General features: G+C 42.1%; 9 protein-coding genes. 3 read left to right on the top strand and 6 right to left on the bottom strand.

The genetic code is table 11. The annotated features are described in order from the left end of the window. The first annotated feature begins 168 nt into the window (after positions 1-168). Positions 169-1,785 (top strand): inorganic phosphate transporter, encoded by a 1,617-nt coding sequence (locus tag ACRAD_RS10605; RefSeq protein WP_005027328.1) that lies wholly within the window; start codon positions 169-171, stop codon positions 1,783-1,785. Positions 1,786-1,862: 77 nt separating this feature from the next. Here the strand turns inward: ACRAD_RS10605 and ACRAD_RS10600 are convergent, their stop codons facing one another. The 4 genes from ACRAD_RS10600 to ACRAD_RS10585 all read right to left on the bottom strand — a co-directional run bounded on the left by ACRAD_RS10600 (position 1,863) and on the right by ACRAD_RS10585 (position 7,343). Then, positions 1,863-3,419, bottom strand: a complete 1,557-nt coding sequence (locus tag ACRAD_RS10600; protein ID WP_005027327.1) for a hypothetical protein — start codon at positions 3,417-3,419, stop codon at positions 1,863-1,865. 495 nt (positions 3,420-3,914) lie between these two features. Beyond that, on the bottom strand, positions 3,915-4,898 hold the full coding sequence (locus ACRAD_RS10595) for an SUMF1/EgtB/PvdO family nonheme iron enzyme (RefSeq protein WP_005027324.1): 984 nt from the start codon (positions 4,896-4,898) through the stop codon (positions 3,915-3,917). Beyond that, the gene (locus ACRAD_RS10590) at positions 4,895-6,556 is read right to left on the bottom strand and encodes an arylsulfatase (RefSeq protein ID WP_005027322.1); all 1,662 of its coding nucleotides are present in this window, start codon (positions 6,554-6,556) and stop codon (positions 4,895-4,897) included. The genes ACRAD_RS10595 and ACRAD_RS10590 overlap by 4 nt, the downstream gene beginning before the upstream one ends. A gap of 166 nt (positions 6,557-6,722) precedes the next feature. Further along, entirely contained in the window at positions 6,723-7,343 is a 621-nt protein-coding gene (locus ACRAD_RS10585) for a rhomboid family intramembrane serine protease (protein ID WP_005019051.1), read from the bottom strand. Between the two features lie 158 nt (positions 7,344-7,501). Here ACRAD_RS10585 and nfuA point away from each other — a divergent pair, with 158 nt between their 5' ends. Both nfuA and ACRAD_RS10575 read left to right on the top strand, forming a co-directional pair. Continuing rightward, a complete protein-coding gene (gene nfuA, locus ACRAD_RS10580; RefSeq protein ID WP_005027320.1) occupies positions 7,502-8,140 on the top strand; it encodes a Fe-S biogenesis protein NfuA in 639 nt (212 codons plus the stop codon). Positions 8,141-8,319: 179 nt separating this feature from the next. After that, on the top strand, positions 8,320-10,527 hold the full coding sequence (locus tag ACRAD_RS10575) for a TonB-dependent siderophore receptor (RefSeq protein WP_005027318.1): 2,208 nt from the start codon (positions 8,320-8,322) through the stop codon (positions 10,525-10,527). Between the two features lie 39 nt (positions 10,528-10,566). Here the strand turns inward: ACRAD_RS10575 and ACRAD_RS10570 are convergent, their stop codons facing one another. Both ACRAD_RS10570 and ACRAD_RS10565 read right to left on the bottom strand, forming a co-directional pair. Then, positions 10,567-11,568 carry a hypothetical protein gene (locus ACRAD_RS10570; RefSeq protein WP_005027316.1) on the bottom strand — a complete coding sequence of 334 codons (1,002 nt, stop codon included), beginning with the start codon at positions 11,566-11,568 and terminating at the stop codon, positions 10,567-10,569. 17 nt (positions 11,569-11,585) lie between these two features. After that, complete coding sequence (locus ACRAD_RS10565) at positions 11,586-12,617, bottom strand: alpha/beta fold hydrolase (RefSeq protein WP_005027314.1); 1,032 nt, start codon at positions 12,615-12,617, stop codon at positions 11,586-11,588. Positions 12,618-12,714: the final 97 nt, after the last annotated feature.

Here is a 12,714-nt window from a genome sequence, read left to right as displayed (position 1 = left end):
ATATAAAAAATAGTAGGAATAGAATGAGGACAAAGGTATGGGTTCTAAGGATGACCTAAATAAGCTCAATTAGATGAAAATTGGCTTTATATGACACCCTTTTGTCATATAATTGTCACAATTTAAATAAAGAATAAGGGGATTTTATTATCCTCTTAAACCATCTAGATGAATTCGAATATTCCTCCCGATTCAGATCCAGTACTTCCCGTGGCATCCAGTAATGTACACGTGCCAACACCGAAGTTTTTTATGCCGGTGTTCCTGACGGTAATTGTTGCCACGCTAATTTACATTGGCTTTCAGGTAAATGCTGATCTGGCTCATGTTCCGCCGCTTGGTTTATATTCTATTATTCTGCTAGCCACTGCTTTATTAATTGCATTAGGCTTTGAATTTGTTAATGGTTTTCATGATACAGCTAATGCTGTAGCGACGGTTATCTATACCAATGCCTTGCCAGCACCTGTGGCTGTGATGTGGGCAGGCTTTTGTAATTTTCTTGGGGTAATGGTAGCAAGTGGGGCAGTCGCGTACGGTATTATTGCGCTGCTTCCGGTTGAGCTGATTATGAATGTCAGTAGCGGTGCCGGTTTTGCGATGGTATTTGCTTTACTGATTGCCGCAATCATCTGGAACCTGGGTACCTGGTTTCTTGGTATACCTGCCTCAAGTTCGCATACCCTGATCGGTTCAATCTTGGGGGTGGGTATCATGAACCATCTTCTAAATGCCGCGACTGGTGCCAGTGGTATCGATATGGATCAGGTCATCAAGGTGGGTAAGGCCTTACTGTTTTCACCACTAATTGGTTTTGCATTTGCTGCGGTCTTGTTCCTGCTGGTTAAAAAGATTTTTAAGAAACAAATGGAACTGTTTCAGCCGCCAAAAGGAAACAAGCCGCCTCCGCCACTGATCCGTGCCATCCTGATTTTTACCTGTACCGGTGTTAGCTTTGCTCATGGATCAAATGATGGGCAAAAGGGCATGGGCCTAATCATGCTGATTCTGATTGGTCTGGTACCTTTAGCTTACTCTCTGAATAAAAATCTGGATCAGGCACATTTACAGTCATTTGAACAGCTATCTACTCAAACTGCTTCTGCTATTTATGCTAATTATCAGGATATCCCGGATGAGCAGGCACGGACTGTACTGACCCGTTATATCCAGACCAAGGAAATTAGTCCTGAAGTAGTGCCAGCATTGGCAAGCCTGACTGACCATCTGGGTGAGCGTGTAGCAGCCTATGATAATTTAAGAGACATGCCTGAAGCAGTAGTCAGCGAAATTCGTAATGACATGTACCTGAGTACCACTACATTTAAGCGTCTAGATAAGGCAGAGGCCTTACCTGCGTTACCTGAAGCTCAGAATAAACTGGTAGATGAATATCGCGATAATCTGGATTCATTCCTGCAATATATTCCGACTTGGGTCAAAGTGGCGGTAGCCCTGGCACTGGGCCTTGGAACTATGGTGGGCTGGAAGCGAATTGTCGTGACAGTAGGTGAGCGTATTGGTAAGCATCATATGACTTATGGTCAGGGGATGTCTGCCGAGCTGGTAGCTATGTCTACAATTGCTGCAGCAGATGGCCTGGGTATGCCTGTATCGACTACACATGTTTTAAACAGTGCAGTTGCAGGTACCATGGTGGCCAATAAATCTGGCCTGAACTTTAATACTGTCAAAACTATTCTGTCCGCATGGGTATTTACACTGCCAGCAACCATTTGCTTATCTGGCGGTTTATATTGGCTGTTTCTCAAGTTATTTGTTTAATTAAAATAGACATTAAAAAAAGCTTTGCCTCGGCAAAGCTTTTTTTTGTATCTGCTATTGTTTGTTCAGAAAAAGCTTCAGCTTTTCTTTTTGAATTTTGAAAGAAGTTTTTCTACTGGCAGTTTATCTGAAGCCAGGCCATATAAGGCAGCAAAAGGTAGTGCAGTTCGTGCCAGATAAGCGACACGCCACAGACCGCCATGGTTAGCACCTTCCATCATCAGCTCTAAAGGATGTTCTAGTGCAGTGTCTGGATGTGCAGCTGAATCAGGATTGCGCAGATCGTGGATCCATAGGGCTGCCATGATGGCATTGGTAGTTTCAGGTGCAAATGCTTCTACATCAAATAAGCTGGCGCCAGTAAAGGCAGCCTTTAGTAATGGATTCTTGGTGACAGAATGCGTCGTGGTTGACGGGGCAATATTAATACTGACCTGTTGACCCTGATGGCGTGCGAGTACAGCGCGCCATTGTTGTAGGCGCTTGGCTAGTGCATAATTCGGGCCTTGTTCCAAGACCAGACAGTCAGTAATGCCGTAATGTTTACCATTATCTGACTTTACAAGTATTTGCTGGTTCTTCTGGAAAAAATGTTTCAAAGAAGCGGTTGAAATACCCTTAGTTAGAAGCTTTTGTAACTGCGAGCGGTGTTTGAACTTGTCAGATGCAGCTTGAGCAACTTCTTCCGGCACCGCATATACATCGGTCGGAGTACACATAAACATCAGGCTGGTATCCGGTTTATGCTGGCTGACATATTGCATGATGGCATCCATTGCCATAGAAACCCGTACATGTTTTTCACCATCCAGATAGGCGATAGCTGCCAAATCCAGTTGCTGCTTAAAGGTCACCAGCCACTGGCCAATCTCTGGTAACTGGGTCAACAGATTGGCTCCCAGATGCTCTTTTAGCTCGGAAATACTGGCCTGTTCGGGAAAAGGCTGATCGCTGGGTGCGATAAGCGTGGCATTTCCTGCTTCAATAATATTTAAAATTCTTTCCCATACCTGAGCCCGCGGCAAGTCAATAGCAACAATATTGGCTTTCCATTTGGCCAGCCAGGTTAATGGGCCGGCTTCAGAACCTGCACCAAGCAAAACCAGTGTCCGGTCAGACAGGTCAAACCATTCCGGATGTGCCACAGCCTGCTGCAAAGCTTCAGCATGACTTGCCTCAATGATGCCAGCTGCCAGCCATTTTTCTATCTGGCTGAGCAAACTCTGGCCCTGAAGTTTCTGGCCGTGATAAGGCACATACCATTCAGGAGTGTTATCGCTCTTGCCTTGGAACTTGACTGTATAAAGTTTTTTTTCTACAGGAATCTGCATCACATCCTTGAGTAAACAGGATTCACCTGCACGGTAAAATACAAAGCTATGATGTGCCTTATGTAAACCTTGCTTGGCAATAGTAATCGGATGATTAACCTGCCGGATACCCTGATACACCAGCGCTTTAAAATATTTTGGATATGTCTTGCGCCAATTTTTTTCTTTAGATGCCTGCTGTGAGCTGTCGGAATCGACCAGTGATAATGCTTCAGCAATAATTTCTTTACCGGTACGGGTCGTACTTGGCTTGTTAGAGCCTTCCTGTACGGGAAATTGTAAACCTTCAAGTGGGTTAGACATGCAAAATATCTCTTCGGATCATTGATTTAATATACAGTTGTATACATTATCTATGCCAGATTAGATTAAGGGGTGGCATTATGTGACAAAATTGCAAGAAAATAAGAAAACTCATTTGGTGAGTAAAGAGAGTAAAACCGTCTACCAGTAGAATGCTTTTCTCTATAAATAGATCAACCGTGAATTTGTCTGATCTGTTTTGATGACTAGAAATCGTTTGGATAATAATAAAAGCCACGCTGGTTCAAGCATAATACTTGCTTGTTCAGTATGAGCTACAGCTATTTAAACCTATTCAGCAGTTTACCGAAAAATAATAAAACTTCTTTTATGACTCAATCTTGGTTTTTGTTTTTATTATATTTATTTTTAAATATTTACTATGATGGTTGCTTTATGATCTTGTGGCTCAAGCCATGAATTAAAGTTTATAAAACAATATATGGTCTTTACTCTGTTCAGTTTTTTCTTTGTAAAATGAGCCAGTGAATGTAGTTATTTACTACGGTCAATAGTACGAAACCCGGTATGAGTCGTAGCAAGGTTAAATTCTTGTGGATGACGGCTACTTTTTCTATAACGGGCACAGTATTGACTGGCACAAAGAAAGGAGCCCCCCTTAATCACAAAGGATTGTGGGATATGCTGCGAAGTTCTTAACGCTGAATAATTTCCCATATGCTCATCATGAGCACCGGTATATACGGAACTGGTCCATTCCCATACGTTACCAATCATATCATAAAGCCCAAAGGCATTCGGGCTGAAACAGCCCACAGGGGCTATACCTTTAAAATGGTCTTCTTGAGTATTCTGAAAGGGAAAATCACCTTGCCAGTAATTTGCATCAGGCCGGTGCTGATGATTACGCGGTTCATGTTTTAAGGGCACATCTGTCTCGTCATTACCTTTGGCTGCGTATTCCCATTCAACTTCAGAAGGTAAATCATGGCCGAGCCAGAGCGCGTAATGTTCAGCATCGTTTTTGGTAATATACCGTACTGCTTCGTTAGCGCGGGCAGGTGGACCCTCTGGCCCTTCAGGCAAGCGCCAGTTATAACCTGATTTAAGTTTCCACCACTGTTGTGGTGACTGCTCATCTGCTTCAAATACGGCAGCTTCGTTCTGTTTTTCGGCATCGGTAATATAGTGTGTAGCTGCTATAAAACTTGCAAACTGAGCCACAGTCACTTCAGTCTGATCAATCCAGAATCCTTTCACTTTCCTTTTTTGAGCCCCAAAATTGATCTCATCTGGATAAGCCAGTTCTGATCCTAATTTCACCTCGCCTTCAGGAATATATAACATCCCGGCATGTGCCTGTTCTAACCAGCCTGAAGGCAGTCCAGAATATGACTGACAGTATGTTATATTTCCCAGATTTAAATTTTTTTTATTTGTGGGGAGGCTACTTTGTTCGGTGTTATGGCAGCCTGCAAAAAGTAGACTGCACAGCCCTAATCTTAACGCTAATTTCATTTGCGGTATTCCAGTACACCATGCTGCTGTACATACTGCTGATAAAGTTGACTCAGCTTTTGAACCTGATCGGGATACTGCTCGGCAAGATTCTGATTTTCGCCGCGGTCATTTTTCAGATTATAAAGTTCCCACTGGCCTGTACCAAGTTCAGGTTTCGCCTGCAAGGCTATTTTCCATTCACCTGAACGTAGATATTTGTTGCCATGTAATTCATCCCCGAATATGAAATCGGCAGGGCGAACCGAGGCAGCTTTATTTTGTAGGAGTGCTTTCCATGAATAGCCATTTGGTGTGTTAATTTTTCTTCCCTTATATTCACTTTGCGGTACAGGAATGCTGGCGAAATCCAGTACAGTAGGCAGTACATCAAGTACTGAAGTAAACCCATGATATTTTTGTGAATCTGATAATACATTAGGGACTTTTATTATTGCAGGTGCAATAGTTGCGCCTTCACCAGCGGTTTCTTTCCATAGATGAAAAGGAGCAGCACTGACCTCTGCCCAACGTGGACCAATATAATGATAGGACTGTGCTGTACCAACAGCATTCAGAGAAGCATCGAAACTCGGATCGCTTACTCCGCGAATAGTACCTTCTGCACCATTATCAGAAACAAAAAAGATAAGGGTGTTATCATAAAGACGGTTAGCTTTTAAGTACTGGATAATTTTGCCAATATTAGCATCCAGGTTTTCTACCATACCCGCATAAACTTCCATTTTACGGGCTTCTATAGCTCTTTGTTCTGGACTCAGTTCAGTCCATTGGCCATAACCTAATTTATCAGTTGCCAACGGTGTGGCTGACTGAAAGTCAGGAGGAATAATACCGAGCTGTTTCTGGCGTTTAATCCGGTTTTCGCGGATGACCCCATATCCTGCATCATAAACGCCTTTATATTTATTGCTATAAGCTTCAGGCGCCTGTATGGGCCAGTGGGGTGCGGTGTAAGCTGCATAAGCAAAGAAAGGTTTGCCACTATTTTTGCCACTTTCCAGATATTCCAGTAATTTATCAGTAAAATAATTTGTTGAAAAAAAGTCATCAGGTAAATCTGCGATAGAAATAATTTTCCCGTCTTCTGTATAAGTCGCTGTGCGTTTAAATGCAGCAGGTGCGTCTTTAAAATGTAAATCCAAGCCCTGAAGCAAGGTGAAAGAGCGGTCAAATCCTTTGACATGAGCATTACTCTCAGGCGTCAAGCCTAAATGCCATTTTCCACTGATATAAGTACGGTAACCATGATCACGCAAGACTTCTGCAATTGATAAAGATCGCTCGTTCAGATAGCCCTCATAACCTGGTTGACCTTTTAAATGGGCAGGAGTGAGTTCTGCCATTGCACCAATTCCGGCCAGATGATGATCTGTACCTGAAATCAATTGGGAACGGGTAGGAGAGCAGGTTGCGGCTGTATGATAATCGGTAAGAATTTTACCCGCTTGCGCTAATGCATCCAGATTAGGCGTATGTATTTCACTGCCAAATGCTCCCAGATCTGAATAGCCTAAGTCATCTGCCATAATAAACAATATATTAGGCTGCTGTATTTTATTCTGTTTATTGTCTTCGTTTTTATCATCATTACAGCCAGACAGAGAAAAACTGAGTGCCAAACTGGTAAGGGTAAAAAATAGTTTAATTTTTTTCATAATCTAATCAAGTGGCAATAAGCTTGCTGCCAAGCCTAAGACAAAGCCACTCGTTGAAAAATGAATAAATTTTGCTTTAGTAAGTAAGAAAATTGCTTAGAACAATTGTCACTATACTAAGCAATTTTTTTAAGAAGAAATTTAATTGATTACTACATTCAGATTATTAAAAAGAAGGCAGTTGTGATAGTTTGTTCAAAAAGTGTGGAATCAGGCGTGGCTCAAGAATAACAGTCATTATCACCCCGTAAGCAGCACCCCATAAGTGAGCACTATGGTTAATATTACTGTTACCTCGCTTACCGGACCAGATACTGTACGCTATATATAAAACTGCAAAAATAATAGCGGGTACCGGAATAAAAAATACAAAAATCAGTTTCCAGGGCTCAAACAGGATGTATGCAAACAAAACAGCAGAAACTGCGCCGGATGCGCCTAAGCTGGCCCAACGGCTATCATTTTTATGTTTAAGGTAACTTGGCAGAATTGCAATGATTAATCCACCCAGATAAAACAGAACAAAGCCCAGATCATAAAAGTACTGTCGATAAAAGCTTTCAATAATACTGCCAAAGAAAAACAGGGTAATCATATTGAACAGCAGATGAGCGCCATCTGCATGCACAAAACCATGAGTAATAAAACGGTCATACTGACCTTTCTGCATGGCTGGTGGCCAGAAAATCAGGCGATTCATCAGGGCCTGATTGGAAAATGCCAGCAGTGAAACGATCACTGTGATAATAATCAGGGTAACGGTATGATTAAAAGGTAGACCTAGCATAAAATCTCGTATTCATTTGGATCTGTTTAAAGTCATCATGCCATTAAAACAGATCGTGGATGGGAGTTTCATAATAATTCCGACAATTTTAGTTGATTTTTTCGAAATCCCCCGCATCTTCAGTTAAAATACTTGCAATAGCTTGAGGAATAATTGTTATGTCGACTGAGACCAACAGCACTGCAGTAGCAGAAGAGATCCCGAACCTGTTAATTACTCCAAATGCACAAGAGTATTTGCATGATTTGCTAGAAAAGCAGAATACTCCGGGAATTGGTGTTCGTATTTTTGTAGAAAATCCGGGAACACCACGTGCTGAATGCTGTATGGCGTATAGTGCTCCGGAAGAGATTATTCCTACTGACTACAAACAGGATTATCCAGATTTTTCCGCATTTATCGATGCCCCGTCTATTCCATATCTACGTGATGCGGTTATTGACTACAATAAAGACCGTTTCGGCGGGCAGCTGACATTCCGTGCTCCAAACTCTAAAGTACCACGTGTCGGTCCAGATGCGTCAATCGAAGAGCGTATTACCTATGTACTCCAGTCAGAGATTAATCCGGGACTGGCAGGACATGGCGGTAACTGTGCCTTGGTGGAAGTGGTAGAAGATGAAGAACATGGCCTAACAGCTGTACTTAAATTCGGTGGAGGCTGCCAGGGCTGTTCAGCAATTGACGTAACCCTAAAACAGGGAGTAGAAACCACATTGAAACAGCATATTCCCGAGTTGTCACGCGTAGTCGACCAGACTGACCATAGTCAGGCGGAAGGCGCTTACTTTAAGTAAGTTTTACTTTAGGTCAGATATGTATCTAGAAACCTCCTTCGGGAGGTTTTTTTATAACCATAAGAAAATATAAATAATGAGAATTGTTATCAATATCATTCCTAATTTAAAAGTTTTTTGTTACACTGCGCAACATTAAATTTCATTTTTCTCCATAAATCCGTAATTTGGGGGCAGTAATGTCTAACCGTATGATGAAGTCTGTACTTACCGTTTCGATTCTCTCAGCTATGTTATCTGTAGCCAATGCAGCTGAAACAGACAAGGCTCAGCAGCAGGAAAATGAGAGCCAGCCACAGGATGCTGTCAAATTAGAAACTATGGTTCTTACCGCAGAAGAGCAGGTAAAACAGTCTTTGGGCGTTTCTATCATTACAGAAGAAGATTTAGATAAGTTACCCGTAACCAATGATATCTCGGAATATGTACGTCGTATGCCAGGTGTAAACTTAACCGGTAACAGTGCTACTGGCCAACGTGGCAATAACCGTCAGATCGATATTCGCGGAATGGGTCCTGAAAACACCTTAATTCTGATCGATGGCAAGCCGGTAAATTCACGTAATTCTGTACGTTATGGCTGGCGAGGTGAACGTGATACGCGAGGTGATTCTAACTGGGTACCAGTCAATGCAATCGAGTCAATAGAAGTATTGCGAGGTCCTGCTGCTGCCCGTTACGGTTCTGGCGCTATGGGAGGCGTGGTCAATATTAAAACTAAAAAAGTGACCAATCAATTACATGGTTCTATTGAAACTTATACCAACCAGCCAGAAAATAGTAAAGAAGGTGATACTAATCGTATAAGTGTCAATTTGAGTGGACCGATTATTCAGGATATTCTGTCTTATCGAATTTATGGAAATTATAATAAAACTGATAATGATGCGCCAGACATCAATCCTGTGGTGGGGTCAAACGGTTATCGTGCCGCAGGTCGTGAAGGGGTAGAAAATAAAGATATTAATGCCCGCTTGGCCTGGAAAATGACTGATCATCAACATTTGTTTTTTGATATAGGTTCGGGACGGCAGGGTAACCTGTATGCAGGTGATTCACAGAACAGTAATCTCGACCCGACTACTAATGACATCTTGTCTCAATTATTTGGTAAAGAAACTAATACGTTGTATCGCGATAACTATGCTCTGACTCATGAAGGAGAATGGAGTTGGGGTGATAGCAAGCTTATTGCTCAATTTGACCGTACCAAAAACAAGCGACTACCCGAAGGAACAGCAGGAGCAAGTGAAGGCCGTATTAACAGTCTGGAAGACCGGGTGACTTCTACCCTCGATACATTGCGTTTTAATGGAGAAGTCACCGTCCCTTTTGAACTGTATGTCCCGCAAAACCTGACGATAGGTGCTGAATGGGTTGAAGATGATTTTAGCGATCAGGAAAATACCAAGCAGGGTGATGGCTCTTATAGTGAAAATTTAACTACGGGAGACCGTAGCAAGATGAAGTCGCGCATAGCTTCTGGATATCTTGAAAACAATATGAAAATTACTGATGCTACAGATATGGTGGTCGGTATACGTTTCGATGACCATAACCGGTCAGGTTCCAATTGGAGCCCAAGTTTAAACCTCAGCCACAAACTGGGTGATTACTTCACTTTAAAAGGTGGTATTGCCAAAGCCTATAAGGCACCAAACCTTTATCAAAATGCGGAAGGATATTTGCTGGGTACAAGAGGAAATGGCTGTCCGATTGGTCTGAGTCAGTGTGTACTACAAGGAAATGCCAATCTAAAACCTGAAACTTCAATCAATAAAGAGATTGGTTTCGAATTTCAGAAAGATATTGTAAATGCCAGCCTGGCATGGTTCCGTAATGATTATGAAGACAAAATTACTTCTGGAGATGAAGTAACGCAGCAGGTAGTTATTGGGGATACAACCTATAATGTATTGCAATGGACTAATATTCCTAAAGCACTTATTCAAGGTCTTGAAGGAAGTATCAGTCTGGATTGGGGGAATGTAACCTGGACTAACAACTTTACTTACATGACTGACTCGGTAAACAAAAAGACAGGAAATCCTCTCTCGGTGGTGCCAAATTATACAATTAACTCTATTTTCAATTACGACATTACTGATGCATGGGATGTAAATTTTGTTTATACCCAGTATGGCCGTCAAAAACCGCGCCAATATAAAGAAACTTCGCTTGAAGATAAACAGGGTATAATTACTGAGAGTGTTAAAAGTTATGGTCTGGCCGGTATCAATACAGGCTATAAATTTAATGACAATTTCAGTGGCCGGATTGGTATTAGCAACCTGTTTGATGAGCAAAAACTGCGTGACAATACAGTAAATCAGACTTATAACGAACCTGGCCGTGCATATTATGCAAGCTTGAAGTACGAATTCTAAAATCTCTAAAAAAGCCGCTTTCAAAGCGGCTCTTTCAATTTATCCGTTTAAAATATTTTGAGCAGATTCGGAAGTATAAAACCGTTCCAGATATACTCTAGCCCGCTTACGCAGATATTCGGAACTGCACATCGTCTGAATTACTGGCTGTAACAGTTGTTGTAACTCATGCTGGATCAGTGACTCATCAATATTCAGGTCACGGAGTAAAAGATCAAAATTACGTTCCTGATTGCGGACGTACCAGGCATGTACACCATCATGGATCTGCTGTTTCAAATACTCGCTCTGGCGCATAAAGTCCCAGATTTCATGCCCCAGCTTCACAGTATTGGGTAAGTCCTCAACTTCAATATATTGCCGTAAAACACTTAAAGGCTGTTTTTTAATTTTATGCCAGAGATTGGCCTGAAAATGATAGAGCTTGTCATTATTGAAATGCTGGTTCAGCACATGTTCACTCATCTGGCTGAGTTTCAATATATTTTTTTGCAAATAATGATGGATTGTATCATCCAGACTGCTATCAGTAACAGTTTCCAGGACTGATTTTCCCATTTTCATAAAACGGCTTACACCCGGCACCTTTTTTGAGACTATAGAGTTATCCAGATAATCCTGAATGGCATGCTGAATGAGCTGAGTAATCATGGCAGAAAAAGCCGGACTATTTACGACGCTTTTAATGAGGCGTTCACGATGCTTACTTTTGCTGGCTACATATTGGGCAATACGATCAACTGTCAGTACTGGAATAACATCTTCTATTCTAGTCGAATCGTTACACGGATGAATCAGTGCAAAACGGATATGTTCAGCAATCTGTTCAATCAAAAAACTGCTGGCGGGTGTGGCCAAAATCTGCTTATGTAATAAATGATTAATCTCTTCAAAAGACCAGAGATCCTGTAAACGCTGCTTTCTGAACCATTGATAAAAACTGCTAAATTCCAGCGCAATAGTTTCAGGTAAACTAAATTCATGTTGTAAAAAATCAAGATGAGCTTCGATCAGCTGTTCGGTTTTTGTGGCTATTGTCATAATCTTTTTTCTATGGCCTAAGGTTGAGTGGGCTGAGTATTTAACGGTTTTTTCAGATTCCGGGTCTTCGCCAGAAAAGGCAGGTAGTGCTGGATGACTAGCTGTTCTGCCTCCATGATGGGCATATGGCCGACCTGGTCCAGAATTACGGGCGGTTCCGCGTGTTTTAATAGTGTTTTTAACTCTTCGGCAACCTCAACATTAATGATTCTGTCCTGCTTACCCCAAATAATCAAACTCGGTGCATCAATAGTTCGGGCTAAGAGTGCAAAAGACTGCGGTGTATAGGTACGATTTAAAGCCACCAGCTGGTCTACCATTTTTGCTGTTTGTGGTGCCTGAGCAATCATGATCTGTTCTTGCGCCTGCTTGTAACGGCGTGGCAAGAAGGGAGGGTTCTGCATTACAGTTTTGAGCAGATAGTTAAAATCTCCAGGTTTAGAAACCACCAGCTGTTTAAGGTAAGCCGGATTATGCAGATAAGGCGTTTTGGCATTTCGAAATACGCCACCACTACTGACCAAAAATAGGCTCTGGGTTTCAAAAGGATATTGGGCTGCATATAGCATGGCAATTGCACCACCCAATGAATGCCCAGCAAGATGCACCTGGTTTGGAATATTAGCTGCCTCGACAAAACGGCGTAACTGCTCGGTAATGTGCGGAACAGACATATCAAAATCTGCTGGGGTCCGGGTTTCACCTCCTGTAGGCAAATCTGGAATGACCACATGATAATGCGGCGTTAAATAATGAGCCAGCCGGTTCCAGTTGTCACGGCTTCCGGAAAGACCGTGCAGGAGGAGTAGCGTGGGCTTGTCAACCGGTCCGCCTTCACTGTAGGACCAGGTCACTTCACCGACTTTCAGGGTTTTACTGCGTAGCCCGGCCCAGCTCCGTTCTTCCTGTAAGGCCTGCTGAAATTCTTTCTGTAATTCTTCATTTTGGGCAATTGCAGTTGGACTTAATATACTTAAACAGCTTCCGAGCAAAATCATGGCAACTGTAGAGGAAAATTTAAAAGTACGCTGCATGCTTGAGCCTGTCATTTATCGGACTTCCCTGAAAAGTTACTCATTATATAAAAAAATCGCTATTGTTATCGACTCTGGCACAGATAGCATACCTGACTGACAACTAATCAGA

Source organism: Acinetobacter radioresistens DSM 6976 = NBRC 102413 = CIP 103788 (assembly GCF_006757745.1).
GTDB lineage: Bacteria > Pseudomonadota > Gammaproteobacteria > Pseudomonadales > Moraxellaceae > Acinetobacter > Acinetobacter radioresistens.
The sequence above is the reverse complement of the archived record's forward strand: the minus strand, read 5'-3'. Positions and strand labels throughout refer to the sequence as shown.

What these genes read in the sequence shown, in the direction of transcription:
- ACRAD_RS10605 (WP_005027328.1), top strand. Translation starts at nt 169, where the DNA reads ATGAATTCGAATATTCCTCCCGATTCAGATCCAGTACTTCCCGTGGCA.
- ACRAD_RS10600 (WP_005027327.1), bottom strand. Translation starts at nt 3,419, where the DNA reads ATGTCTAACCCACTTGAAGGTTTACAATTTCCCGTACAGGAAGGCTCT.
- ACRAD_RS10595 (WP_005027324.1), bottom strand. Translation starts at nt 4,898, where the DNA reads ATGAAATTAGCGTTAAGATTAGGGCTGTGCAGTCTACTTTTTGCAGGC.
- ACRAD_RS10590 (WP_005027322.1), bottom strand. Translation starts at nt 6,556, where the DNA reads ATGAAAAAAATTAAACTATTTTTTACCCTTACCAGTTTGGCACTCAGT.
- ACRAD_RS10585 (WP_005019051.1), bottom strand. Translation starts at nt 7,343, where the DNA reads ATGCTAGGTCTACCTTTTAATCATACCGTTACCCTGATTATTATCACA.
- nfuA (WP_005027320.1), top strand. Translation starts at nt 7,502, where the DNA reads ATGTCGACTGAGACCAACAGCACTGCAGTAGCAGAAGAGATCCCGAAC.
- ACRAD_RS10575 (WP_005027318.1), top strand. Translation starts at nt 8,320, where the DNA reads ATGTCTAACCGTATGATGAAGTCTGTACTTACCGTTTCGATTCTCTCA.
- ACRAD_RS10570 (WP_005027316.1), bottom strand. Translation starts at nt 11,568, where the DNA reads ATGACAATAGCCACAAAAACCGAACAGCTGATCGAAGCTCATCTTGAT.
- ACRAD_RS10565 (WP_005027314.1), bottom strand. Translation starts at nt 12,617, where the DNA reads ATGACAGGCTCAAGCATGCAGCGTACTTTTAAATTTTCCTCTACAGTT.